Here is a 26,126-nt window from a genome sequence, read left to right on the forward strand (position 1 = left end):
CTCATGCGGCCAGTCCGTGCAGCGCCTCCGGCAGAGCATCCCGGTACAGGACGCCGAGTCGCTGCGTCGCGCGGGTGAGCGCGACGTACAGCTCGGCCGCGCCACGGGGACCGTCGGCGAGGATCCGGTCCGGATCCACGACGAGGACGGCGTCGAACTCGAGCCCCTTCGTCTCGGACGCGGGTACCGTTCCCGGCACGCCGGGCGGCCCGATGACGACGCTGGTGCCTTCACGCCCGGCTTCGTCCTTGACGAAGTCCTCGATGGCGCCGGCCAGGGAATCCCCGGTCACCTTCCGCGCCCACGGCCGGACCCCGTTGGCGCGGACCGATTCCGGCGCCCGGACATCCGGTGCGAACTCGGCGAGCACCGAAGCGGCGACGGCCATGATCTCCGCGGGCGTGCGGTAGTTCACCGTCAGCGACCGGTAGACCCAGCGGCCCGGCACGTAGGGCTCCAGCATCGAGGCCCACGACCGCGCCCCGGCCTCGGACCGGCGCTGTGCCAGATCGCCGACCACGGTGAACGACCGGTTGGGGCAGCGGCGCATCAGCACCCGCCAGTCCATTTCGGACAGTTCCTGTGCCTCGTCGACCACGACGTGCCGGTAGGTCCAGTCCCGGTCCGCGGACGCGCGTTCGACCAGGCTGCGCGTGTCGTGCTCGACGAACCGGTCGGCGAGTTCGTCGGCGAAGAGGAGGTTCTCCGCGGACAGCATGATGTCCTCGTCCATCTCCTCGCGGTCCAGCTTCAGCGTGTCCAGCACACCTTCGGCGTACTCGGCCTCGGCCTTCTTCTCCCGCGCGACCGTCCGGTCGGCCGCCTTCTCCGCCGTCTTGTCGCGGCCGAGCAGGTCGACGAGTTCGTCGAGCAGCGGCATGTCCGACACCGTCCAGGCCTCGCCGTCGGCGCGCAGCAACGCCGGGTCGGCACCGGCCGCGCGCAGCCGGTCCTCCGACGCGAGGAGCGACCCCAGCAGCGCTTCCGGCGTGAGCACCGGCCAGAGCGCGTCGAGCGCGGCGGTGAACGCCTCGCTCTCCGCCAGTTCCTTGAGCAGGTCCTTGCGCAGCCGCTCCCACTCGTCGCGCTCGTCCCGGCTCAGCCAGCCCCGGCCGATCCGCGCGATCGCCCGTTCGGTGAGCACGTAGGTGACGATGTCGGCGAACACCGCGCGGGCCTCGTTGTGCGGCAGCCCGCTCTTGCGGCCCTCGTCCCTGGCCCATTCCGCGGTCTCGGCGTCGATCCGGACGGTGACGTCGGTCAGGTCGATCGGCATCGGCTCCTCCGGCAGCCGCTGCCGGTCGGCGACGGCCGCCTTGAGGACGTCCAGCATCTTCAGCGAACCCTTGAGCCGCACCACCTCCGGCTCGTCCTCGGCGGTGACGTGCTTGCCGGGGACGAAGTCGCCGGTGGTCATGAACACCACGTCGGTCTCGCCCAGCGACGGCAGGACCCGGCCGATGTGGTGCAGGAACGCCGGATTCGGCCCCACGACGAGCACGCCGTGGCGCTCCATCCGCTCGCGCTGGGTGTAGAGCAGGTAGGCGACGCGGTGCAGCGCCACCACGGTCTTCCCGGTACCCGGACCGCCCTCGATCACCAGCACCCCGGGGTGCTCGTGCCGGATGATCTCGTCCTGCTCGGCCTGGATCGTCGCGACGATGTCGCGCATCCCCTCCCCGCGCGGCGCGTTCACGGCCGCGAGCAGCGCCGCGTCCCCCTCCGCGTCACCGCCGGGGCGGCCGAACACCTCGTCGGTGAAACCGAGCACCTCACGTCCGCGCGTGTGGAACTGGCGGCGGCGGCGCATCTTCTCCGGCGTCGCCGCGGTCGCGGTGTAGAACGGGCGCGCCGCCGGTGCCCGCCAGTCGAGCAGCACAGGTTCGTAGTCGTTCTCCTCGTCGAAGAGACCGATGCGGCCGATATGGGAGGTCTCCCCCGAAACGCTGTCCAGCCTGCCGAAGCACAAGCCGTTGTCCACGACGTCCAGCCGCCGCGACTCCCTCGCCAGCGCACGGACCTCGACGTCCCGTTCCATGGCCGTCCCGCCGGTTCCCCCGAGCGCGGCCTGGAACTCCCCCTTCACCCGCGCGCGTTCGGCGTCCAGGCGCGCGTAGAGCCCGGCGACGTATTCGCGCTCGGACCGCAGCTCTTCTTCATGACCCTGAGTTGACACAGACTCCCATTTCGCCAGGTTTCGGCTACGGCGAGTGAGTCTGAAGCATGACGGGGGTCTTGTGGCAAGTCCCCCCATGCGCTATATGTTTATTACGGAGGGAGTTACCTTCGTACACTTCTCGGCCATTCGGGCCATCTCCACGCAGGTCGCCTCTGGCCACTCACGAGCCCCCACAGGGTGGCGCGTACTCGATCCCCGGAAAGTACCTCTCCCATTCCTCTCTGGTGATCCTCGGCGTCGCCAGTTTGCAGATCTCCTCGGCCACGCGCTCGGCGTCCGTCTGCCACAGCTGCACCCCGCTGCTCCCGATCGCGAGCGTCTGCCCGTCGTCCCGGTACGCCAGCGAGTTGACCGTCGCGGAAAACCCGGTGAGCTGCGCAGTCTCGACCGGGTTCCGTGGATCGGTGAGATCCCAGACGCGCACCGTCCGGAAGGCCGACGCCGCCAGGTCCCTGCCGCTCGGGCCGAACGCGAGCGGACCGACCCCCTCGGGATTGCCGCCCAGTTTCGCCAGGCGCACGGCGTGCGCGCGATCGGAGATGTCCCAGAGGTAGACGTTCCGGTCGCCGCTGCCCGCCGCCACGGTGCGCCCGTCGGGGCTGAGTGCCATCTTGAACAGCGCGCCGGAATCGGGCCGCAGCGTCGACACGAGGCCGGGCCGCCGAGGATCGGCGACGTCCCACAGGGTGACCGAGGACGAGTCGAGGCCTTGGCTCGCCACGAGCGTCCGTCCATCCGGGGTGAACGCGAGCGACCACACGGTGCCGTCGCCGACCGGGAGGACCCGCGGCTCGGCGAACCGGGTGGGATCGCTGATGTCCCACAGCTGGATCGGCCCGTCGTCGTGGCCGGAGGCGAAGGTCTTCCCATCCGGGCTGAACGCGAGCGAGTACGTGGGCTTCACCTCGGTCGACGCCAGCGGTTTCGGTGCTGTCGGATCGCTGATGTCCCAGCGCTGCAGCACGAACGTCCCCGCGACCCCCGCGCCGTCGTGCGCGGCCACCGCGAGGCTGCGCCGGTCCGGGCTGACCGCGACGGCGGTGACAGTGGCCAGGCCGGGGAGCTTCGCGAGCTGCCTCGGGGCGCGGAGATCGTCCATCGCCCACAGCCGCAGATCGTCCCCGGCGGTGACGAGGATCCGCCCCTGGTCGAGGAACGTGCCGGCGTTCCAGCCCACGCTCGAAGACAGCGCCAGTTCGCCGACGTCCTGCAACCGGACGGTCCGGTCGGCGCTGGCGGACACGATGGTCTTGCCGTCCGGGGAGAACGCGGTCCACCAGATGGCGTTGGTGTGCCCGGAAAGCGGCGGCAGTTCCTTCGCCTGCCCGGTGACGTCCCACAGGCGCACGGACTGGTCGTCCCCGGCGGTCACCACCAGCCTGCCGTTCGGGCTGAACCCGGCGGCCCAGACCACGGCCGGGGTGTTCAGCGTCGTCAGCGGCCGGGGCGCCGCCGGATCGGTGACGTCCCAGAGCCTCGCCGTGCGGTCCCAGCTGGTGGTGAGCAGCCGCCGCCCGTCCGGGCTCCACGACGCGGTGAGCTGGATGTCCTTGTGTCCGGAAAGGACGGAGAGTCGTCGTGGCGCGGACAGCGTGGTGACGTCCCAGAGTTCCGCCGTCCAGTTCGTGTTCGTGACCGCGAGCAGCCGTCCGTCCGGGCTGAAGACAGCGCGTTCGAGCTGCTCGGCCGGAAGGGCGCCGAGCGGTTTCGGCGCGCCGAGATCGGTGACGTCGGTGAGCCTGATCGTGCGGTCCGCGGAACCGGTGACGAGGACGTGGCCATCGGGTCCGAAGTCGGCCGAAAGGAGGACTTCGCTGTGCCCGGCGATGTCCGCCTTCCGCACCGGATGCCGCGGGTCGGTCAGATCCCAGAGCCGGACGACGTGCTCGCGGGTGACGGTCGCCAGCGCCCGGCCGTCCCGGCTGAACGCCAGCGGGCCGCGGACCTCCGCCGAACCGGGCAGCGTCGAGAGGACCACCGGATGCCGCGAATCGGCGATGGACCACACCTTCGTCTCCCGGAAGGAGTCGGAGGTGATCATGAGCTGCCCGCTCAGCGCGACGGTGACGTCGCCGGGATCGAAGGGCATCCTGGTGGCGAACGGCGCCGCCATGGACGCGAGCAGGCCGTCGTGGGTCTCCTGGATCGGCGCGAGCCGGTACGCGGCGAGGCTGAGCTGTGTCGACAGCGCCGGGTTCGAGTCCCGCAGCCCCTTCGCGTCGACGACGGCCTTCCGTGCCAGCGCGACATTCCGCTGATCGGTGGCGGTCCGCCCGGCGTCGACGGCGTATCCCACGGCCACACCCGCCAGGAGCAGCAGGACGCCGAGGAGCGCGACGAGTCTTCGCAGCCTGCGGGTCCGTTTGCGGCCGACGGCGGCCTCTTCGGCTTCGGCGTCGAGCCCCGCCTGCAGGAACTCCTGTTCGCGGGCGCTCAGCGCGTCCGGCACTCTTGCCGCCCATTCGGCCGCGAGACCGAGCCGGGTGCCGCGGTAGAGGCTGCCCTTGTCCCGGTCCAGTGACTCCCAGAGGTCGGTCGCTTCGGCGAGCTGACGGTGCAGCCGATGCCCTTCGCGGTCCTCCGCGAGCCAGTCCCGCAGCCTCGGCCAGCCGCGGATCAGGGCCTCGTGCGCGATCTCGACGCCGTCGCGGTCGAGGACGAGCAGGCGCGCCTCGGCGAGGCGTTCGAGGACCTCCGTCGTGGCCGGATCGTCGTCGAGTTCGCGCCGGTTGAGGCGGCGCTTCGTGTCTTCGGTGCCTTCGCCGAGCGCGGTCAGCCGGAGGAAGATCTGCCGGACGACGCGCTGCCTGTCCGGCTCCAGAGCTGTGTAGACCGACTCCGCGGTCTGCGCGATCGCGTTGAGGATCCCGCCCGCCGCCTCGTACGCGGCGCTGGTCAGCGTGATCCCCTGGCGCCGCCGCCAGGTCTCCAGCAGCGCGTGCGACACCAGCGGCAATACGGCCGGCTGACCGGTGGCGTCGGCGACGAGCGTCGTGACCAGCGCCGCTTCGACCCGGCAGCCCGCGCGGACGGCGGGTTCGACGATCGCGGTCCGGAGTTCGTCGGCGGTCATCGGGCCGACCATCACCTGCGCGTCGGTGAGCGCCGCCACGAGACCCGCGTGACGGCAGAGGTGCCCGTAGAAATCGGCGCGGACGCCGAGGACGACCTGGGTTCCGTGCTCGTCGCGGGCGATTGCCAGCAGCGTGTCGATGAACCGGTCGCGCTCGTCCTGATCCCGGCAGAGCGTGTAGACCTCTTCGAACTGGTCGACGATCAGCAGCCGTCCCTCGGCGTCGAGGTCCGCTTCGAGCGGATGCGCGCCGGGAGTCCGGACGACGGGCGGACGTTCGCTCTTCGCCGCCAGCCCGGCCCGCAGGACGGACGACTTCCCCGAACCCGAAGCGCCGAAGACGCCGACGAGCCGATGTCGCGCGAGCTTGCCGGTCAGCTCGGCGACCAGCCGGTCCCGGCCGAAGAACCGGGCCGCGTCGGTCGTCTGGAACGCGGCGAGGCCCAGGTACGGAAGCTCGGTCTCGTCACGTTCGCCTTCGGCCGCGGCGAGCCCGGCGGCGACTTCACGCCAGCGGTCCTCCCATGCCTGGATGTCACCGCCGCACGCGGTGACGTATGCGGTCGTCACCGCGAGCCCCGGCAGTTTCCGGCCGCCCGCCGCCTCGGACAGCGCGGCGGCCGAGTAGCCCGCGCGGGCCGAAAGCTCGCGGTAGGTCGGCCCGCCCGCCTTCTCCCGGAGCAGGCGGAGATCCGCCGCGAACCGCACGACGACGTCGTCGCCCGGCCCCAGCGGGCGCTCGCGTCTCGGCACCAGGCCCCCCTGATCGTCGAAGCGTTATCGAATGGTCATTGTTCACCGAAAACGGCCGGACACTGTACAAAATTTCTGCGCTAGAACCGAGGGCGTGCCGATTCGAACCCCAGTGGTGACAGTGGTCTTCGCGGGCGTCGCCGAATTGCCCGTGTCCTCGGAACTGGAGGTGCTCGCCCACACGACCGACGACCGCGACGCGCTCGCACGCGCCGCCGCGCTGCGGCCGGACGTCCTCGTCCTGCCCGTGCGGCCGCCCGGTCTCGACGGCCTCGCCGTGACGCGCGAGGTGGCGTCCCGCGTGCCGGAGACCGCCGTGCTCGTACTGACCCCGCCCGGCGACAACGAGACCTGGGTCGCCGCGATGCGCGCGGGCGCCCGGGGTGTCCTGGCCGGGACGGCGGGCCCCGAAGACCTCCTCCGCGCCATCCACGGGGTCGCGGCGGGCGCCGTCGTCTTCGGCGAGCACGCCGCGAACCGGCTCTACGGCCTGCTGAACACGGCACGGCCGATCCAGGCGTTCCCGCAGCTCACCTCACGCGAACACGAAGTCCTCGATCTGCTGGCGGGCGGGCTCGGGATCGCGGACGTCGCGCGGCGGCTGGGTCTCGCGGCCAAGACCGTGCGCAACGTCGTCTCGGCGGTGCACGCCAAGGTCGGCACGGACGACCGCGAGACCCTGCTGGGCCAGGCGCGCAACGCCGGGCTGGGCCGTCACTCGTAGGTGCGCGGCGTCCAGACCACCCCGTTCTCGGCGCGGGTCTTCGACGAACCCACGATCAGCAGGCAGCGCATGTCCACGGTCGCCGGATCGAGGGTGCCGAGGGTGACCACGCGGATGTCCTCCTCCGGGCCGCCGACGTCGCGGGCGACGACCACCGGTGTCTCCGGCGCGCGGTGCCGGAGCAGGACTTCACGGGCCTGTGCAAGCTGCGTGGTCCGCGTCCGGGACGCCGGGTTGTACAGCGCGAGCACGAGATCCGCGGCCCCCGCCGCGTCGAGCCGCCGTTCGATGATCTCCCACGGCTTGAGCCGGTCGGACAGCGAAAGCACGCAGTAGTCGTGCCCGAGCGGCGCGCCGACCCGGGACGCGGCCGCCTGCGCCGCGGTCACCCCCGGCACGATCCGCACCCGCGCGCCGGCGCCGTGCCCGGCCGCGACCTGCTCCAGCACGGCCGACGCCATGGCGAACACGCCGGGATCACCCGAGGACACCACCGCGACCTTGGCCCCGTTCGAGGCCAGTTCCAGCGCTTCGACGGCGCGTTCGGCCTCGACCCGGTTACCCGACGCGTGCCGCTGCTGTCCCGCGCGCTGCGGCACTCGCGCGACATACGGGCCGTAGCCGACGATGTGCTCCGCCGCGGCCAGCTCCTCGGCCGCCTCGGGCGTCAGCCAGTCCGGGCCCGCCGGACCGAGCCCGACGACCACGACTTCGCCACCGGTGGGCGTTTCCCGCTTCCGGGTGACTTCGGGTTCGTCAGCGAGCCGCGACGCGTAAGCCGGGCTGGGCAGCAGCGCCAGCGAGAAGTACGGCACCGACTCGGGGTCGACGTCGGCGAAGGGCTCGACGCGCTGCGCCTGCCAGGTCGCGCGCTCGACGTAGAAGGCGTCGTCCAGCTTCCCGGCCTCGGCCAGCGCCTCCCGGACGTTGCCGAACGTGCGGCCGAGTTTGAGCACCGCCGCGGCCTGCGTGTCGGCCAGCCGCCGCGCGAGTTCCGGCGCGGGCAGGGTCCCCGGCAGGATGGTGAGGACCTCGTCGCGCTGCACCAGCGGACGGCCGAGCACCGACGACGCCGCGCTGACCGACGTCACGCCCGGCACCACGGTCGCCTCGTAGCGGTCGGCGAGCCGCTCGTGCATGTACATGTAAGAGCCGTAGAAGAACGGGTCTCCTTCGCAGAGCACGACCACGTCGCGTCCGGCGTCGAGGTGTTCGGCGAGCCGCTTCGCGCTCAGCTCGTAGAAGTCGGCGATCGCGCCCTCGTAGCCGCCGGGGTGGTCGGTGGTCTCGGTGGTGACCGGGTAGACCAGCTTCTCTTCGAGCTGGCCGTCCCGCAGATACGGTTCGGCGACCGACCGCGCGATGCTCCGGCCGTGGCGCGCGCTGTGATAGGCGATGACGTCGGCCTCGCCGATCAGCCGCGCGGCCTTGACCGTCATCAGTTCCGGGTCACCGGGCCCGAGCCCGACACCCCAGAGTTTCCCGAGCCCGCTCATTCGACCTCACTCGCCATCGCGTTGATCGCGGCGACGGCCATCGCGCTGCCGCCCCGGCGTCCGTGCACCACCAGATACGGCGCGGGTGCCCGCTTCACGAGTTCCACTTTGGACTCCGCGGCGCCGATGAACCCCACCGGGACACCGATGATCGCCGCCGGGGCGCCGACGCCCTCTTCGAGCAGTTCCAGCAGCCGGAACAGCGCGGTCGGCGCGTTGCCGATCGCCACCACGGAACCGGGCAGCTTGTCGCGCCAGAGTTCGAGCGCGGCCGCGGAGCGGGTGGTGCCCATCCGCTCGGCCAGGCCCGGCACCTTCGGGTCGGTCAGCGTGCACAACACCGCGTTGGCAGCGGGCAAACGTTTGCGGGTCACGCCGGAGGCGATCATCGTGGCGTCGCAGAGGATCGGCGCGCCCGCTTCGAGGGCGGCGCGGCCGGACTCCACGACGTCCAGGCTGTAGCGGAGATCGTCGACGAGGTCGACCATCCCGCAGGCGTGGATCATCCGCACGGCCAGTACCGCGACGTCGTCGGGGAGGATCGCGAGATCCGCCTCCTCGCGGATGGTGGCGAACGAATGCCGGTAGATCTCGGCCCCGTCCCGGATGTAGTCGATCACTGCTGTCCCTTCTCCGCCAACACTGTCGCCAGCTCGTCGGCCGGGACCCACGTCCCGTCGACCAGATATCCGTCCTCCGCCGCGAGCACGTCGACGTGCTCACCGGCGGGTTTTCCGCATCGCCGCTCACAACCGGCGAAATGCGCCCTCGGCGTGCGGCCGATCCGCGCGGCGTCGGCCCGGACGTCGGCACGCGATTTCGCGCAGCCGGGATGTCCGATGCAGGCGCTGACGCCGAGCGACGGCTCACGCGGATCGGTGATCAGACCGGTGTCCCCGGCCGGCTTCCCGAGGACGAGGATCGAGCGCCATGGCGTGACCACGGCGTTTCCGGCCTTCGCGATCGCGCGCGCCTGCGCGGAAGTCAGCCGGCCGAGGGGCGGGGCGACCCCGACGGCGCCGTCGCCGATCGGCCCGATGGGCAGGCCGGGCTTCGCCGCGAAAGTCTCCGGTTCGACTCGCTCCCCTGGGACGCCGTGCAGCAGCGCGTCCGTGCCGGGGAGTTCGCTGACTCGCCAGGCCGTGCCTCTGATCTGGAGGAAGGCACGCGCGACCGAGATCAGGGCTTCGACGGCGTGCTCCGCGGTGACGCGCAGGCCGGTGTCGGCGCCGTCGAGCAGCAGCGCGCCGTCGCGCCAGCAGACGTCGGCGCCCTCGCCCGCGACGTCGCCCTGGCCGCCGTCGAGGGCGAAGAGGAAGCGTCCGGGGAGTCCGGCCAGCTCGGGGGCCGCGCACAGGGCCTTGTCGAGGGCGGGCGCGAGACGCTGGGCGAGGTCACTCAGTGGCGACGCGAGGATGTTGCGGACGCGTTCGTGCGACGGCGCGGGCAGGAGGCCGGCCGCGGCGAGCCTGGCCGCGAGACCGGGCCGGGTGACGCCGCGCAGCTGGACGTTGCCGCGGGAGGTCAGGTGGAGCGCCCCGTCGCCGAGGTCGTCGGCGGCGTCCGCGAGGGCCCTGAACTGGGCCTGGGTGATGGCACCACCGGGAAGACGGACGCGCGCGAGTGGTCCGTCGGCGGCGTCGTGGGTGGCGAAAACGCCGGGGCACGCGTCGGCTCGGACACGTGCGCTCGTGGACATGCGCTCACTGTAGATGCCTCAGTTCGGTGTTAGCAGCACTCGGATCTTATGTAGTAGGTGTGCTACATTCGGTCGCAGCACTGAGATGGGGGTGACCAATGAGAGATCCACACGACGTGATGATCTCCGTCAAAGATCTGCGGATGCGGTACGGAACGAACGACGTCCTCCACGGGGTGGACTTCACCGCGCACCGGGGTGAGGTGATCTGCCTGCTCGGGCCGAACGGCGCGGGCAAGACCACGACGATCGAGATCCTCGAAGGCTTCCGGATGCGCTCGGAAGGCGAGGTCAGCGTGCTGGGCATCGACCCGGCGAACGCGGACGAGAACTGGAGGGCGCGGCTGGGGGTCGTCCTCCAGGCCTGGCGCGACCACGCGAAATGGCGCGTGCGCGAACTGCTGGCGCACCTGGGCGGCTACTACGCGCCGTACTCGACGGATCGCATCACCCGGCCGTGGGATCCGGACGAGCTGGTCGCCGCGGTCGGCCTGACCGAGCACGCGGACAAGAAGGTCCGGATGCTCTCGGGCGGGCAACGGCGCCGTCTCGACGTCGCGATCGGCATCGTCGGCCGTCCGGAACTGCTGTTCCTCGACGAACCGACCGCCGGACTGGATCCGGAGGCGCGGCGCGAGTTCCACGACCTCGTGCACCGTCTGACCGATGACGACGACACGACGATCCTGCTGACCACGCACGACCTCGACGAGGCCGAGAAGCTGGCCGACCGGATCCTGATCCTGAACCACGGCCGGATCGTCGCCGACGGTTCCGCCGACGCGCTGAGCAGGCAGATCGCCGGCGAGGCCGAGGTGCGCTGGACACTGGACGGCCAGCGGTTCGTGCACTCGACCACCGAGTCGACGAAGTACGTGCACGAACTGTTCAAACAGCACGGGGACGCCATCGGCGATCTGGAGGTCCGGCGGGCCTCCCTGGAGGACACGTACATGACGCTGGTCCGCAAGGCGGAAACGCCGCTCGTGGAGGTGGGTGCGCGATGAACGCGGTTCAGCACAGCATCCGGCTGGGCGTCCAACGCGGCTGGATCGAAGGCCGCCAGATGATGACCAACCGGGAAGACCTCTTCAACACGTTCCTCTTCCCCGTGATCTTCGTGATCGTCATGTTCTTCATGCGCGACTCGAAGCTGCCGGGGACCGAGTTCTCGCTCGCCGCCGCCACCGTGCCGAGCGTGCTGGGTGCGTCGATCGTGTTCAGCGGCATGCTCGGCATGGCGGGCGTCCTCGCCGTCGAACGCGAGGACGGCACACTCCTGCGCGCCAAGGCCACGCCGAACGGCATGATCGGCTACCTCGTCGGCAAGGTCGTCACGGTTTCCTGCAACACGGTCATCGGGATCCTGCTGGTACTGGTCCCCTGCCTGTTCCTGTTCGACGGCATCGCACCCGGCGGCCTCACGTCGTGGCTGGGTCTGCTGTGGGTGCTGGCGCTCGGCCTGCTCGCGACCATGCCGATCGGCGCGATCTTCGGCTCACTGACCACCAACGCGCGCAGCATCGGCCTGATCATGCTGCCCACCCTCGGGATCGGCGCGATCTCTGGGATCTTCTACCCGATCACCGCGCTGCCGGAATGGCTGCAGTACATCGGACAGGTGTTCCCGATGTACTGGCTCGGCCTCGGCATGCGGTCGGCGCTGCTGCCGGACTCGACGGTGATGGTCGAGATCGGGCAGTCCTGGCGGCCATGGGAGACCCTGGGTGTCCTGGCCGTGTGGGCCGTGATCGGATTGACGCTGGCCCCGGTGGTGCTGCGGCGGATGGCGCGGCGCGAGTCCGGGTCCTCGGTGGCGGCACGACGCGAAAAGGCGATGCAGCGAATTGGTTAGCTCATGAGCGAGGTCGTTTACAACCGGATCGCGATGTTGCGGGCGGAGCGGGGCATCTCCCGCCGCGAACTCGCCGATGCGCTGGGCGTGCATTACCAGACCATCGGGTACCTCGAACGCGGCGAGTACAGCCCGAGCCTCTATCTCGCCCTGCGGATCGCGGAGTTCTTCGAAGTGGCGGTGGAGATCATCTTCTCCACCGCCCCTTTCCCGCGGATCGGGGACTCCTCGGAGCGTTCCGTCTCGTGAGTGGTAATGACGGTTCTAACCGTCATTACCACTCACGAGACGGAACACATCACCTTGACGCCGGGCCGGGCCGCCCGGAGAGTGGGCTGGAACCCACGCGTCGGCAGGTGGAGGAACCCGGTGAGAGTCCGGGGCGGTCCCGCCACTGTCACCCCTCCCAGGCACGAGAGAGGGGGAGCCAGGAACTCCCGCCGGCGCGACCGCACGACCCGGGGCGCGGACACCCCGAGTGAGGACTGCCGTGATCCTGCTTCTGTCCACTTCGGACACCGACCTGCTCAGCGCCCGTTCCAGCGAAGGCGACTACCGGCTGGCCAACCCGGCCCGGCTCGACCTCGCCGAACTGCCCGCCCTGCTCGACGGCGCCCAGATCGTCGTCGTCCGGATCCTCGGATCCGAGCGCAGCTGGCAGGAGGGTCTGGACACGGTCCGCGCGAGCGGCGCGCACGTGGTCGTCCTCGGTGGCGAGCAGACCCCGGACGCGCAGCTCATGAAGCTGTCCACGGTCCCGGCGGGCACGGCGGCGGAGGCGCACGCGTACCTCGCGCAGGGCGGCCCGGCCAACCTCACCCAGCTGTACCGGTTCCTGAGCGACACGCTCCTGCTCACCGGCGACGGCTTCGAGCCGCCCGCCGTGCAGCCCCTCTGGGGTGTCCTGGAGCGCGAGCCCAAGAACACCGAGGGCCCGGTCATCGCGATCCTCTACTACCGCGCACATCACCTCTCCGGCAACACCGAGTTCGTCCACTCCCTCTCCGACGCCATCGAGGACGCCGGGGGCCGGGCGCTCCCGATCCACTGCGCGTCCCTGCGGACCCGCGAGCCGGAGATGATGGCCGAACTGGCCAAGGCCGACGCGCTCCTGGTCACCGTGCTGGCCGCCGGGGGCACCCGGCCGTCCGAGGTCGGCGCCGGTGGCGACGACGAGGCGTGGGACGTCTCCGAGATGGCCGCCCTCGACATCCCGATCCTCCAGGCCCTCTGCCTCACCAGCGACCGCGCGACCTGGTCGGCGAACGACGACGGCCTCTCCCCGCTCGACGCCGGGAACCAGATGGCCGTCCCCGAGTTCGACGGGCGGCTGATCACCGTCCCGTTCTCGTTCAAGGAGATCGACGACGACGGCCTCCCGAAGTACGTGCCGGACGCCGAACGCGCGTCCCGGGTCGCCAAGATCGCGCTGGCGCACGCCCGGCTGCGCCACACGCCGCCGCCGGAGCGCCGCATCGCGCTGATGCTCTCGGCGTACCCGACCAAGCATTCCCGCGTCGGCAACGCCGTCGGCCTCGACACTCCCGCGTCCGCGATCGCCCTGTTGCGCCGTATGCGCGAGCAGGGGTACGACCTCGGCGAGGACCCGTTCCCCGGCGTCGAGCCCACCGGCACCGACCAGCCCGACGGTGACGCGCTGATCCACGCGCTCATCGCGGCGGGCGGGCAGGATCCGGAGTGGCTGACCGAGGAACAGCTGTCCGGCAACCCGATCCGCGTCCCCGCCGACAAGTACCGCGAGTGGTTCGCCGGGCTGCCCGCGGAACTGCGTGAGGGCATGGAGGAGCACTGGGGGCCCGCTCCCGGCGAGCTTTACGTCGACAACGGCGACATCGTGCTCGCGTCGCTCCAGTCCGGCAACGTCATCCTGATGATCCAGCCGCCCCGGGGCTTCGGCGAGAACCCGGTGGCGATCTACCACAACCCGGACCTCCCGCCGAGCCACCATTATCTGGCCGCCTACCGGTGGCTGGAGGAGGAGTTCGGCGCGCACGCCGTCGTCCACCTGGGCAAGCACGGTTCGCTGGAATGGCTCCCCGGCAAGACGGCCGGCCTTTCGGACTCCTGCGCGCCGGACGCCGTCCTCGGCAACCTGCCGCTGATCTACCCGTTCCTGATCAACGATCCCGGCGAGGGCGCGCAGGCGAAACGACGCGCGCACGCGACCATCGTCGACCACCTGATCCCGCCGATGGCCCGCGCCGAAAGCTACGGCGACATGGCCCGGCTGGAACAGCTCCTCGACGAGCACGCCAACATCGCCGCGATGGACCCGGCGAAACTGCCCGCGGTCCGCGCGCAGATCTGGACGCTGATCCAGGCCGCGAAGCTCGACCACGACCTCGGCGTCGAAGAACGTCCGCACGACGCGGAATTCGACGACTTCCTGCTGCACATCGACGGCTGGCTGTGCGAGGTCAAGGACGCCCAGATCCGCGACGGTCTGCACATCCTCGGTGTCGCGCCGGAAGGCGAGGCGCGGATCAACCTCGTGCTCGCGATGCTGCGGGCCCAGCAGATGTGGGGCGGCAAACAGGGCGCCGTGCCCGGACTCCGATCCGCCTTGGGGCTCAAGGAGAACAGCGACGCACCACTGTCCGAAGTGGACGCGATCGAGCAGAAGGCCAGGTCGCTCGTCGAGGCGATGGAAGCCAGGGACTGGTCCCCCGCCGCCGTCGCCGAGGTCGTCGCCGACGTGCCGGAACACCAGGACGTCGCCCGGGTGCTCACCTTCGCCGCCACCGAGATCGTGCCGCGGCTGGCGGGCACCGGCGCCGAGATCGACGCCGTGCTCCACGCCCTCGACGGCGGTTACATCCCGGCAGGCCCCAGCGGTTCCCCGCTGCGCGGCCTGATCAACGTGCTGCCCACCGGCCGCAACTTCTACACCGTCGACCCGAAGGCCATTCCGAGCCGCCTCGCCTGGGAGACCGGGCAGGCGCTCGCCGACTCGCTTCTCCGGCGATACCGCGAGGACACCGGGGATTGGCCGCGGTCGGTCGGCCTTTCGGTCTGGGGCACGTCGGCCATGCGCACCTCGGGTGACGACGCCGCGGAAGTCCTCGCCCTGCTGGGTGTCCAGCCGGTGTGGGACGAGGCGTCGCGCCGGGTCACCGGCATCGAGGCGATCCCGCTCGCCGAACTGGGCCGTCCGCGCATCGACGTCACCGTGCGGATCAGCGGGTTCTTCCGCGACGCCTTCCCGCACGTGATCGCGCTGCTGGACGACGCCGTGCGGCTCGTCGCGAACCTGGACGAGCCGGACGAACAGAACTTCGTCCGCGCCCACACCCGCGCGGATCTCGCCGCGCACGGTGACGAACGCCGGGCCACCACGCGGATCTTCGGCTCCAAGCCCGGCGCGTACGGCGCGGGCCTGCTGCCGCTGATGGACTCCGGGAACTGGCGTGACGACAAGGATCTCGCCGAGGTCTACGCGGTGTGGGGCGGTTTCGCCTACGGCCGTGACCTCGACGGCAGGCCAGCACGCGAGGACATGGAGAACTCGTACAAGCGGATCGTGGTCGCGGCCAAGAACACCGACACCCGCGAGCACGACATCGCCGACTCCGACGACTACTTCCAGTACCACGGCGGGATGATCGCGACGGTCCGCGCGCTGACCGGGACCGCGCCCGCCTCGTACGTCGGCGACAGCACCACCCCGGACGCCGTGCGCACCCGCACCCTCGGCGAGGAGACCGCCCGCGTCTTCCGTGCCCGCGTGGTCAATCCTCGCTGGCTGGCCGCGATGCGCAAGCACGGTTACAAGGGCGCCTTCGAGCTGGCGGCGACGGTCGACTACCTGTTCGGTTTCGACGCCACCGCCGGGGTGGTCGGCGACTGGATGTACGAGAAGCTCACCGAGTCCTACGTGCTCGACGAGGTCAACCAGGAGTTCCTGCGCCAGGCCAATCCGTGGGCACTGCGCGGCATCATCGAGCGCCTGAACGAGGCGGCCGACCGGGGACTCTGGGCGGAGCCGGACGCCGATCTTTTGGCTCAGCTGCGTGAGGTCTACCTCTCGCTGGAGGGCGACCTCGAATCCTGACGTCACCCGCTGGAGCAGCGCCATGGCCCGCCCGGCGGTACCACTGTCGTATGCGCAGAACTTAGCGTGACAAGGGCGGTGGGACGTCAAGGATCGGGAGGACAGCCATGATCAAGCGTCTGTTGAAGGTCGTGCTTCGCCACGGTTGCTGCTCGGCGTGCACCGGTCTGGGCTGCGGCTGCTGCGACGCCTGCAAGTAAGTTCAGGGGTGGACACCCGGGATATGGGTGTTCGCGCGGCGGACGTCGGCGGCGAGGGCTGGCACCTCGATCACCCGGCGTCCGGCCGCTTCCAGCGTTTCGGCGCCGACGCAGTCGACGAACACCGACGGCTCACGCCAGGCGAACACGACTCGGGGAAGGCCGGCGTCGAGGATGAGCTGGGTGCAGCTTCGCGGATGTGACGTCCGCGAGCTGCACGGCTCCAACGACGTGTACATCGTCGCCTCCGCCAGCCGCGGGTCACCGGGTTCGAGCTTCGCGAGCGCGGCTTCTTCCGCGTGGTTGGCGGGATCGCCGTCCCCCGAGTAGCCGGTGGAAATCACTTCGCCGTCGGCGTCGGCGATGACCGCACCGACGCGGAAAGTCCGCGGTGGGCACAAATCCGCCAGTGCGATGGCCTCACGCAGCCGCAGAATGTCCACTTCGGACGGTTCCGGGGTGGCGTGGTACTCCAGGACGGCGACATCGCCCAGCCGGCTGCTTTTGACCAGGTTCAGCCCGCGCGGGAAGGCACCGGGGCCGGTGAACCTCGGCGCACGCGGATCGCCGACGAAGAACGGCGCGATCGCCAGATGCAGTTCGTCGACCAGTCCTTCGGTGAGGAACTGGGTGTGGATCGCGCCGCCGCCTTCGACCATCAACCGCCGCACGCCGCGGGCGAAGAGATCCGCCAGCATCTCGCGCAAGCCCGGCAGTTCGACCACGGTCGCCTTCACGCCCGCGACGACCCCGGGCGGCGCGTACACCAGCTTCTCGGCGTCGCCGAGAGTGAAGAACTGGGCCGCCGGATCGAGTGACCCACTGCGCGTCAGCGTGACCTTGACCGGTTGTTCCGGCCGTCCGGCGGCGACGCGCTCACGCACCAGCTCCGGCGAGCGGACCAGCAACCTGGGGTTGTCGGCGCGGACCGTGTTCGCGCCGACCAGGATCGCGTCGGATGCCGCCCGCAGACCGTCCACCCTGGCCCAGTCGTCCTCGTTGGACAGCATCAGCCGGGTGTCGGTCGCGTCGTCGAGGTAACCGTCCAGCGAGACCGCGGCGGACAGCAGGATGTGGGGGCGTTCGCTCACGTCGTCAGTATGCCCTCGCCGGTCGCGGGTCGCCGAGGTGACAGACCGGCGCTCGGGGTGGTGTGTCAGGTCCTCCGTTGCCGGAATTCGGCAGTACGCGACCTCCTGAGCCCACGACAACGGTCAAGAATTCCTGTCCGCGCACCGCTTACCACTATCGGGCGAATATCGCCAACCGCACATCCCCGATTTCCCTTGCCACGAGCAGCATTACCGAATATCGGCGACGGTAGCGGCAGTCGCATGATCCAGAACTGTCAGTGGCGGGTCGTAGGTTGAGTGGGTGGAAACTTACCGAGCCACCGCTGTGGCGCTACTCGAGGAAATCACCGATCCCGACAACCTGAAGGCCATCAATACCGCCGCGGATTCGTTGGACGACAACGAATCCGTCGCCCTCGCGAAAGCGGCGTCAGCAGGGATCGCCCGGCTGGAAGCGATCCGTTACCGTGCCCTTTCCCAGCTGAACCGACATCGCGAAGGCGCGCGTAGCGTCGCCCAGGAGGTCGCGTTCGCCCTGTCGGTGGGTGACAAGTACGCGGCCGGGCTGGTCGCCGCCGCCGACGCGTTGACCACCAGGCTGCCCCGCACCCTGGGTTTGCTGGACAAGGGTCAGGTGGACGGGTTCGGCGCGATGAAAGTCGTGACGGCCACGGCGTGGCTGTCCGACGAAAACGCGCTCGCCGCCGACGCCTTGCTGGAAGACCGATTGCCCGGCAAGAATGCCGAACAGATCCGCAAAGCGGCGAACCACGCGGCGGCGACCGTCGACCGTGAGGGCGCGGGCAAGCGCTGCGAGCGGGCCCGCGAAGGCCGCCGGCTCGTGGTGAGTCAGGGTGAGGCGGGCGTGGCCTCGCTGGAGATCGAGGACGGCCCGGTGGAGAAGGTCACCGCCGCCTACAACCGGATCAACCGCGAGGCTCGCGCGCTCAAGACCGGTGGCGAGACCCGCACTCTGGACCAGCTTCGCGCCGATGTCGCTCTCGACCTCCTGTTGGGCGGCAGCGGCGGGAAAAGTGAACGCGCCGAAGTATTCCTTTATCTGGACCTCTTCACCTACCTCGGACTCAACGACGCCCCGGCGGAAATGGCCGGGCACGGCCACATCCCGGCGTCGCTGGCGCGGCACATCGCGAGCGGACCCGACACGGTGCTACGGCGGATCATCACCGACCCGCTGTCAGGTCAGGTCGCGGATCTCGGCCGGGACCGGTATCGCCCGACGGCCGGTCTCGACGAGTTCGTCCGGGTCCGCGACCGCGAATGCCGCAGACCTGGGTGTCACCGGCCGGCTCAGGCCTGCGATCTCGACCACTCCATCCCGTGGCAGTTCCAGGGGAACACCGACGCCGGCGACCTCATCGACTTCTGCCGCCGCGACCATCGGCTCAAGGACGAGCCCGGGTGGATCTACCGGCTGGCACCGGACGGGACGCTGACGATCACCACACCGACCGGCCAGACCTACGACAGCACGCCACCTCCTCTGCACACACCCCGCACCGAGGAACCACCGTTCTGACCCTGTTGCCGCGAAACGGCAATCAGCCGGAAAATCGATCGCCACGCGGCCACGCACGGGCTAACCTGGCCGAATGATCTTCTGAGACGAACCTGCGCCCTCATCCACCTCCTTCGCAGGGAGTCTCATGTCTTCTTCCTTGACGCTTTCCGACGTCACCTTCACCTGGCCCGACGGCGCCCCGGTCTTCAAGGACCTTTCGCTCACCATCGGCACCGGCCGCACCGGCCTGGTCGGCACCAACGGTTCCGGCAAGTCCACGCTGCTCAGGCTGCTCGCCGGCGGGCTGCGGCCCGCGTCCGGTTCGATCACCACGCCGGGGGAAATCGGCTACCTGCCGCAGAACCTCGTCCTGGACACCGAGCGGCGGGTGGACGACGTCCTGGGTGTGACGGCGATCCGCGCGGCGATCAAGGCCGTCGAGAGCGGTGACACCGCCGAGGAGCACCTCACCACCATCGGCGACAACTGGGACGTCGAGGAGCGCAGCCGCGCCGTCCTCGACCGGCTCGGCCTGGACGCCGTACGCCTGGACCAGCGGGCCGGAGAGCTGTCCGGCGGCGAAATCACGCTGCTCGGGCTGGCCGCGCTGCTCTTGCGCCGTCCGGCCGTCCTGCTGCTGGACGAACCGACCAACAACCTCGACCTGCGGGCGCGCGAACTCGTGCACCGCGAGGTGGAGGGCTGGGGCGGGATCCTCGTGGTCGTCTCGCACGACCGCGAACTGCTCCAGCTGGTCGACCGGATCACCGAGGTCCGCGAGGGCGAGGTGACCACCTACGGCGGCAACCTCGCGGACTACGAGCACGCCGTCGAGGTCGCGCAGGAAGCCGCGCGGCGGCACGTCCGGGCGGCGGAATCCGACGTCAAGCGACAGAAACGGGAGCTGGTCGAAGCCGGGATCAAACTCGCCAGGCGGGCCCGCTACGGCCAGAAGATGTGGGACACCAAACGCGAACCCAAGGGACGGATGCGCAAACGTCAGGAGGACGCGCAGATCGCCGCGGGCAAGTACCGGAACCTCCACACCGACAGGCTCGAAACCGCCGTCGAGGCGCTGAAAGCCGCGGAAGGGCTGGTGCGCGAGGACGCCGAGATCCGCGTCGAACTGCCGGAGACCACGGTTCCCCGTGGCACGGACGTGCTCCGGATCGACGCCGTGCCCCGGTTCGGCCCGGCGGTGGACCTGCACGTCATGGGGCCCGAGCGGATCGCGCTCGTCGGTCCCAACGGGTCGGGTAAGACCACCCTGCTCCGCACGATCACCGGCGAGCTCCCGCCGAAGTCGGGTGACGTGGGGCTGTTCGTCCCCGCCAGGCTGCTCCCCCAGCGGCTCGACATCCTCGACGACACCCTGTCCATTGTGGACAACGTGCGGCTGGTCGCGCCGTCGCTCACCGACAACGAGATCCGCGCCAGGCTGGCGCGGTTCCTGTTCCGGGGCACGGCGGCCGAACGCACGGTGGCGTCGTTGTCCGGCGGGGAACGCTTCCGCGCCGCGCTGGCGACGTTGCTGCTGACCGAACCCACGCCGCGGCTGTTGCTGCTCGACGAGCCGACGAACAACCTCGACCTGGCGAGTGTGCGGCGGCTCACCGAGGCGCTCCTGGCCTACCGGGGCGCGCTGATCGTGGCGAGCCACGACCGGCCGTTCCTGGCCGACATCGGCATCACCCGGAGGGTGCCTCTCGTCAGGCGTCGAAATCCACGGTGACGGCCTCGGAGATCGGCACCGACTGGCAAGTGAGCACGAAACCGGCGTCGACTTCGGCCTTCTCCAGAGCGAAGTTGCGCCGCATGTCCACCTTGCCGTCGCAGATCTTCGCCCGGCAGGTGCCGCACACCCCGCCCTTGCAGGCGAACGGCAGATCCGGCCGGTACTTCTGCGCACCGTCGAGCAAAGAGGAGCTGCGCGGCAGCGTCATCGTCGTCGACCGGCCGTCGAGGACCAGCGTGACCTCGCTGGACGAACCCACGACGGCCGGATCGACGTGATGTACCGGCTCCGGCGGCGTGTCCACATAGAACAGTTCCTGGTGGACGCGCTCATCGGGAACACCAAGAGAGCGCAACAGTTCCTGCGCGCCGGTCACCATCTCGAAGGGACCGCACAGCCACCAATGCGCGACGTCCCCGGGCGGGATCAGCACCGTGCACAGGCGCCGCAGCTTCTCGGCGTCGAGGCGGCCGGTGAACAGTTCGGCCTCACGCGGCTCACGGGAGAGCACGTGCACGAGTTCGAGCCGCGCCGGGTAGCGGTCCTTCAGGTCGGCGAGGTCGTCGGCGAACATGACGGTGTCCGTGCGCCGGTTGCCGTAGAGCACGGTCACCGTCGCGTCGGAATCGGCGAGCAGCGAAGAAGCGATCGACAGCACCGGCGTGATCCCGGAGCCGGCCGCGATCAGCACGTGATGCCCGGCGGTTTCCAGCTCCGGGGTGAAGTTGCCGGTCGGCGCGGCGACCTCGATCTCGTCGCCGGGGCGCACGTCACGCACCAGCCACGACGAGAACAGGCCGCCCGGCACCTCCCGGACGCCGACGCGCGGCGCCGCACCGGCGGGTGCGCAGATCGAGTACGACCGGCGCTCGTCCCGGCCGTCGATTTCGCGACGCAGGGTCAGCGACTGGCCCGCCTTGAACCGGAAGGTTTCGGCGAGGTCTTCGGGCACGTCGAAGGTCACCGCGACGGCGTCGTCGCACAGGCGCTGGACGTCAGCCACCTTCAGGGTGTGGAACCCGGTGCGGCGCAGGGTTGCGGTCACGCTAGATCTCCTTGACGTGTTCGAACGGTTCGAGGCAGGACCGGCAGCGGCGCAGGGCCTTGCACGCCGTCGCGCTGAACCGGGACTGCTCCTCGGTGTCCGCGGAACCACAATGGGGACAGCGGACCGGCGACACCGGCGGGCTCAGCGTGAGCGGGATCGGGCCGGTCCGCCGCGGCGCGGCCCCCGGCGGCGCGATCCCGGCCTCGGCCAGTTTCCGCTTGCCGTCCTCGGTGATCCAGTCGGTGGACCAGGCGGGCTGGAGCACCGTGCGGACCTCGACCTCGCCGTAGCCCGCGCCGGTGAGCGCGTGCACGAGGTCGTCGCGCATGGTGTCCATCGCCGGGCAGCCGGTGTAGGTCGGGGTGATCGCGACGACCACCCGACCGCCGGATTCGGACACTTCACGCAGCACGCCGAGGTCGGCGAGGGTCAGCATCGGCAGTTCCGGATCGGTCACCGTGGCCGCCACGGCGTACGCGGTCACCATGTCGCCTCCGGATGTTCCCTGGCGACACTCTGCAGTTCGGCCAGCAGGAAGCCCATCCGCTCGGTGTGCACGCCGTCGCGGCCCATCCGGCCGGAGACCCCGGCGATGGCGCCGACCTCGGGCCGCGTCAGCTTCGCGGCGGCCAGCACCTGGTCGAGGATGGCGTCGAACTCCCCGCGCAGCGAGGGCGAGTCGACGAACTCGTCCTGGTGTGCGGCGAAAAGCTCGTCGACGTAAGGCCAGACGGCGTCCAGGCCCTCCTGCATCCGCTCGTGCGACAGCTCGGTCCCGTCGCCCAGCCGCACGGTCCACTGCGCCGCGTAGTCACGGTGGTAGGCGACCTCTTTGACACCCTTGTCCGCGATGGCCGCGAGTACCGGGTCCACGCTCGTCCGCAACCGCTCCAGCAGGGCGAGCCGCCAGATCGAGAAGACCAGCAGCCGTGCGATCAGATGCCCGAAATGGCCACCGTCGAGTTCGGCGAGACGGACGTTGCGGTACTCCTGCTCGCTCCGGAAGAAGGCGTAGGAGTCCTCGGTGCGTTCACTGCCATCGGCCTTGCCCGCACGGGCGAGCAGCAGCCGGGCCTGCCCGAGCAGGTCGAGGGCGATGTTCGCGATCGCGACCTCGTCCTCGAGTTCGGGCGCGTTCGTGCACCACTCCTGCAGCCGGTGCGAGAAGATCAGCGCGTCGTCGCCGAGCATCAGGCAGTAGGCCGCCAGCCGAGCACCGTCCACACCGGACGGAACCGTCGTGTCCACACCGGACAGTGGGTCCTCGAAGCCGGTCCCGAAGGCCCAGCGGGAGTCGTTCTCCTCGGTGATCGCCTCGTAGGCGTTGTCGAAACTCATGTCAGATGTGCGGGACGTTGTCGGGGATGTCGTAGAACGTCGGGTGCCGGTACACCTTGTCGCCGCTGGGCGCGAAGAACGGGTCCTTCTCGTCCGGCGAGGACGCCGTGATGGCGCTCGCCCGCACGACCCAGATCGACACGCCCTCGTTGCGGCGGGTGTAGAGATCCCGCGCGTGATGCAGCGCCATGTCGTCGTCCGCGGCGTGCAGCGAACCCACGTGGACGTGGTTCAGGCCGCGCTTGCCCCGGACGAACACCTCGTACAACGGCCAGTCGTGCTTCATGCCGAGGCACCTTTCTTCGCGGCGTGGGCTGTCGCGGCTTCGCGTACCCACGCACCGTCTTCCTGTGCCCGCCGCCGGTGCGCGATGCGCTGGGCGTTGCAGGGACCGTTGCCCTTCAGCACGTTCTTGAACTCGTCCCAGTCGACCTGACCGAAGTCGTAGTGCCCGCGCTCGGCGTTCCACTTGAGGTCCGGATCCGGGAAGGTGACGCCCAACGCCTCAGCCTGCGGAATGGACATGTCGACAAAGCGCTGACGCAGCTCGTCGTTGGTGTGGCGTTTGACCTTCCACGCCATCGACTGCGCGGTGTTCGGCGAATCCGCGTCCGGCGGCCCGAACATCATCAGCGACGGCCACCACCAGCGGTTCACCGCCTCCTGCACCATCTCCCGCTGCTTCTCGGTGCCGCGCATCATCGTCATCAGCAGTTCGAAACCCTGCCGCTGATGGAACGACTCCTCCTTGCAGATGCGGATCATCGCCCGCGCGTACGGCCCGTACGAGCTGCGGCACAACGGGACCTGGTTGCAGATCGCCGCGCCGTCGACCAGCCAGCCGATCACGCCGACGTCGGCGAAGGTCAGCGTCGGATAGTTGAAGATCGACGAGTACTTCTGCTTGCCGTTGATCAGCTTGTCGGTCAGGTCCGCCCGGTCCGCGCCGAGCGTGGCCGCCGCCGAATACAGGTACAGCCCGTGCCCGGCCTCGTCCTGGACCTTGGCCAGCAGGATCGCCTTGCGCCGCAGGGAAGGCGCGCGGGTGATCCAGTTGCCCTCGGGCTGCATGCCGATGATCTCCGAATGCGCGTGCTGCGCGATCTGCCGGATCATCGTCTTGCGGTAGCCCTCGGGCACCCAGTCGCGCGGCTCGATCCGCTGATCACGCGCGATGGTCGCTTCGAAATGCTGTTCGAGGTCTTCCTCAGGCAGCGTCGCTGTCATGACTGCTCCTTCGCCACCAGGGTGAGCACGTCGTACTTGGCGACCGAGTCGCCGTCGGCGTTGGTCACGTCGGCGTCCCAGCGGACCTCGCCGTACTCCTGGTCGATGCGCGGGGTGATCTGCTTGGCGGTCAGGGTCACCGTGAGGGTGTCGCCGACCTTGACCGGGGTGAGGAACCGCAGGTTCTCCAGGCCGTAGTTGGCCAGCACCGGGCCGGGCTCCGGCGAGACGAACAGGCCCGCGGCGAACGACACCACGAGGTACCCGTGCGCCACGATCCCGCCGAACAGCGGGTTCGCCGCGGCGGCCTCGGGATCGGTGTGCGCGTAGAAGGTGTCGCCGGTGAACTCGGCGAAGTGGTCGACGTCGGACTGCAGCACCTCACGCGGCCCGGCGACGACGGAGTCGCCGATCTTCAGCTCCGCCAACGACTTCCGGAACGGGTGGACGTCGCTTTCGGTCCGGGGCGCGCCGGTGACCCAGCGGCCGGTGACCGTGCTGAGCACCTCCGGGCTGCCCTGGACGGCCGTGCGCTGCATGTGGTGCAGCACGCCGCGGACGCCGCCCATCTCCTCGCCGCCACCGGCGCGGCCGGGGCCGCCGTGGACCAGCTGCGGCATCGGCGAACCGTGGCCGGTGGACTCCTTGGCGTCGTCGGCGTCGAGCACCAGCAGGCGGCCGTGGTACGGCGCGACGCCGAGAACGACCTCGCGCACGAACTCCTTGTCCGCGGAGACCACGGAACCCACGAGGCTGCCGCCGCCGCGGGCGGCGAGTTCGACGACCTGCTCGGTCGAGGTGTAGGGCAGCAGCGTCGACACCGGGCCGAACGCCTCGACCTCGTGCGGCTCGGACCGCTCCGGGTCCGCCTTCAGCAAGACCGGCGAGATGAAGGCGCCACGCTCGGCGTCCGCGCCGACGACCTCGACCCGCTCCGGGTCGCCGAAGACGACCGTGCCGACGTCCAGCAGCGCCTTCAGCGACCGCCGGACCTCCTCACGCTGCTCCAGGCTGGCCAGCGCACCCATGCGGACACCCTCGGCGGTGGGGTTGCCGATGGTGACCTTCGCCAGCCGCGCGCTCGCGGCCTCGGCGACGTCGTCCAGCAGGTCCGCGGGGACGAACGCGCGGCGGATGGCGGTGCACTTCTGGCCGGCCTTGACCGTCATCTCGGTGGTCAACTGCTTGACGAAGAGGTCGAACTCGGTCGTGCCGGGTTTGGCGTCCGGGCCGAGGATCGACAGGTTCAGCGAGTCCGCCTCGGCGTTGAACCGGACGGAGTTGCGCACGATCGCCGGATGCGCGCGCAGCTTCTGCGCGGTGGAAGCGGAGCCGGTGAAGGAGACCAGGTCCTGCGCGGTGACGTGGTCGAGCAGGTCGCCGACGCTGCCGGCGACGAACTGCAGCGTGCCCTCGGGCAGGATGCCGGACTCGATGATGATCTCGACCAGGCGCGCGGTCAGGTACGCCGTCTGGCTGGCGGGCTTGATCAGGCTCGGCACCCCGGCGAGGAACGCGGGCGCGAACTTCTCCAGCGGGCCCCAGACGGGGAAGTTGAAGGCGTTGATCTGGACGGCGACCCCGCGCAGCGGGACGGCGATGTGCTGCGCGACGAAGGTGCCGCCCTTGCTCAGCGGCTCGACGTTGCCGTCGACGTAGACGGTGTCGTTCGGCAGTTCGCGTTTGCCCTTGCTGGAGTAGGCGAACAGGACGCCGATGCCGCCGTCGATGTCGACCATCGAGTCGGTCTTGGTCGCGCCCGTGCGCGCCGACAGCGCGTACAGCTCGTCGCGGTGTTCGCGCAGGTGCGAGGCCAGCGCCTTCAGCAACGCCGCGCGCTGGTGGAAGGTCAGCTCACGCAGCGCGGGACCGCCGGTGCGGCGGCCGTATTCCAGCGCTGCGGCGAAGTCGATGCCCTCGGACGAGACCCGGGCGACCTCCTCACCGGTCGAGGCGTCGTGCAGCGGTACTCCGTCGTTTTCCGCCGTGTGCCACCCGCCGGAGACGTAGCTGCGCAGCAATGCCATGGGGCCGACCCTTCGAATATGGTGAATTACAGACCGTCCGTTCAGTAATTCACTGTAGCTCGCCGTCCGGGTCTTGCAAACCCCCGGACGGCGGCGGATCCTTGA

General features: G+C 70.1%; 19 protein-coding genes and 1 riboswitch. Of the genes, 7 read left to right on the forward strand and 12 right to left on the reverse strand.

Going from position 1 to position 26,126, the window contains the following annotated elements:
- Position 1: 1 nt before the first annotated feature.
- Positions 2 to 2,176: an RNA polymerase recycling motor ATPase HelR gene (gene helR, locus SD37_RS32790; RefSeq protein ID WP_174567872.1), complete on the reverse strand. Its 2,175-nt coding sequence runs from the start codon at positions 2,174 to 2,176 to the stop codon at positions 2 to 4.
- Between the two features lie 163 nt (positions 2,177 to 2,339).
- Entirely contained in the window at positions 2,340 to 6,005 is a 3,666-nt protein-coding gene (locus SD37_RS32795; RefSeq protein ID WP_052675152.1) for a WD40 repeat domain-containing protein, read from the reverse strand.
- A gap of 94 nt (positions 6,006 to 6,099) precedes the next feature.
- Between SD37_RS32795 and SD37_RS32800 the strand changes: the two genes are divergently transcribed.
- Positions 6,100 to 6,729 (forward strand): response regulator, encoded by a 630-nt coding sequence (locus tag SD37_RS32800; protein ID WP_236725168.1) that lies wholly within the window; start codon positions 6,100 to 6,102, stop codon positions 6,727 to 6,729.
- Here SD37_RS32800 and SD37_RS32805 read toward each other — a convergent pair.
- The 3 genes from SD37_RS32805 to SD37_RS32815 are packed head-to-tail and all read right to left on the reverse strand — an operon-like array spanning position 6,720 to position 9,924.
- Complete coding sequence (locus SD37_RS32805; protein WP_044856162.1) at positions 6,720 to 8,225, reverse strand: precorrin-2 C(20)-methyltransferase; 1,506 nt, start codon at positions 8,223 to 8,225, stop codon at positions 6,720 to 6,722. The two genes, SD37_RS32800 and SD37_RS32805, sit on opposite strands and share 10 nt — an antisense overlap.
- Complete coding sequence (locus SD37_RS32810) at positions 8,222 to 8,845, reverse strand: precorrin-8X methylmutase (protein ID WP_044856163.1); 624 nt, start codon at positions 8,843 to 8,845, stop codon at positions 8,222 to 8,224. Before SD37_RS32810 ends, SD37_RS32805 begins: the two co-directional genes overlap by 4 nt.
- Entirely contained in the window at positions 8,842 to 9,924 is a 1,083-nt protein-coding gene (locus tag SD37_RS32815) for a precorrin-3B synthase (protein ID WP_044856164.1), read from the reverse strand. Before SD37_RS32815 ends, SD37_RS32810 begins: the two co-directional genes overlap by 4 nt.
- Before the next feature lie 98 nt (positions 9,925 to 10,022).
- Here SD37_RS32815 and SD37_RS32820 point away from each other — a divergent pair, with 98 nt between their 5' ends.
- From SD37_RS32820 to cobN, 4 genes are all read left to right on the forward strand, one after another.
- Positions 10,023 to 10,931 carry an ABC transporter ATP-binding protein gene (locus SD37_RS32820; RefSeq protein WP_044856165.1) on the forward strand — a complete coding sequence of 303 codons (909 nt, stop codon included), beginning with the start codon at positions 10,023 to 10,025 and terminating at the stop codon, positions 10,929 to 10,931.
- A complete protein-coding gene (locus SD37_RS32825; protein ID WP_044856166.1) occupies positions 10,928 to 11,779 on the forward strand; it encodes an ABC transporter permease in 852 nt (283 codons plus the stop codon). The genes SD37_RS32820 and SD37_RS32825 overlap by 4 nt, the downstream gene beginning before the upstream one ends.
- Before the next feature lie 3 nt (positions 11,780 to 11,782).
- Complete coding sequence (locus SD37_RS32830) at positions 11,783 to 12,028, forward strand: helix-turn-helix transcriptional regulator (RefSeq protein ID WP_065913026.1); 246 nt, start codon at positions 11,783 to 11,785, stop codon at positions 12,026 to 12,028.
- 110 nt (positions 12,029 to 12,138) lie between these two features.
- A riboswitch (cobalamin riboswitch) is annotated at positions 12,139 to 12,216 on the forward strand.
- 53 nt (positions 12,217 to 12,269) lie between these two features.
- A complete protein-coding gene (cobN, locus tag SD37_RS32835) occupies positions 12,270 to 15,851 on the forward strand; it encodes a cobaltochelatase subunit CobN (RefSeq protein ID WP_044856168.1) in 3,582 nt (1,193 codons plus the stop codon).
- 202 nt (positions 15,852 to 16,053) lie between these two features.
- Here cobN and SD37_RS32840 read toward each other — a convergent pair whose 3' ends face one another.
- The gene (locus SD37_RS32840; RefSeq protein ID WP_044856169.1) at positions 16,054 to 17,142 is read right to left on the reverse strand and encodes a dihydrofolate reductase family protein; all 1,089 of its coding nucleotides are present in this window, start codon (positions 17,140 to 17,142) and stop codon (positions 16,054 to 16,056) included.
- 283 nt (positions 17,143 to 17,425) lie between these two features.
- Here SD37_RS32840 and SD37_RS32845 point away from each other — a divergent pair, with 283 nt between their 5' ends.
- Positions 17,426 to 18,664 carry an HNH endonuclease signature motif containing protein gene (locus SD37_RS32845; protein WP_236725169.1) on the forward strand — a complete coding sequence of 413 codons (1,239 nt, stop codon included), beginning with the start codon at positions 17,426 to 17,428 and terminating at the stop codon, positions 18,662 to 18,664.
- A 127-nt stretch (positions 18,665 to 18,791) separates the two neighbouring features.
- A complete protein-coding gene (locus SD37_RS32850) occupies positions 18,792 to 20,378 on the forward strand; it encodes an ABC-F family ATP-binding cassette domain-containing protein (RefSeq protein WP_044856171.1) in 1,587 nt (528 codons plus the stop codon).
- Here the strand turns inward: SD37_RS32850 and paaE are convergent.
- The 6 genes from paaE to paaZ are packed head-to-tail and all read right to left on the reverse strand — an operon-like array spanning position 20,356 to position 26,021.
- A complete protein-coding gene (gene paaE / locus SD37_RS32855) occupies positions 20,356 to 21,426 on the reverse strand; it encodes a 1,2-phenylacetyl-CoA epoxidase subunit PaaE (RefSeq protein ID WP_044856172.1) in 1,071 nt (356 codons plus the stop codon). The genes SD37_RS32850 and paaE overlap by 23 nt on opposite strands.
- A gap of 1 nt (position 21,427) precedes the next feature.
- A complete protein-coding gene (gene paaD, locus SD37_RS32860) occupies positions 21,428 to 21,916 on the reverse strand; it encodes a 1,2-phenylacetyl-CoA epoxidase subunit PaaD (RefSeq protein ID WP_044856173.1) in 489 nt (162 codons plus the stop codon).
- Positions 21,910 to 22,767 carry a 1,2-phenylacetyl-CoA epoxidase subunit PaaC gene (gene paaC / locus SD37_RS32865; RefSeq protein WP_044856174.1) on the reverse strand — a complete coding sequence of 286 codons (858 nt, stop codon included), beginning with the start codon at positions 22,765 to 22,767 and terminating at the stop codon, positions 21,910 to 21,912. Before paaC ends, paaD begins: the two co-directional genes overlap by 7 nt.
- Position 22,768: 1 nt before the next feature.
- Complete coding sequence (paaB, locus tag SD37_RS32870) at positions 22,769 to 23,053, reverse strand: 1,2-phenylacetyl-CoA epoxidase subunit PaaB (protein WP_037303338.1); 285 nt, start codon at positions 23,051 to 23,053, stop codon at positions 22,769 to 22,771.
- Positions 23,050 to 23,994, reverse strand: a complete 945-nt coding sequence (gene paaA, locus SD37_RS32875; protein ID WP_044856175.1) for a 1,2-phenylacetyl-CoA epoxidase subunit PaaA — start codon at positions 23,992 to 23,994, stop codon at positions 23,050 to 23,052. Before paaA ends, paaB begins: the two co-directional genes overlap by 4 nt.
- On the reverse strand, positions 23,991 to 26,021 hold the full coding sequence (gene paaZ, locus SD37_RS32880; protein ID WP_044856176.1) for a phenylacetic acid degradation bifunctional protein PaaZ: 2,031 nt from the start codon (positions 26,019 to 26,021) through the stop codon (positions 23,991 to 23,993). Before paaZ ends, paaA begins: the two co-directional genes overlap by 4 nt.
- Between the last annotated feature and the right edge of the window lie 105 nt (positions 26,022 to 26,126).

Source organism: Amycolatopsis orientalis (genome assembly GCF_000943515.2).
Taxonomy (GTDB): domain Bacteria; phylum Actinomycetota; class Actinomycetes; order Mycobacteriales; family Pseudonocardiaceae; genus Amycolatopsis; species Amycolatopsis orientalis.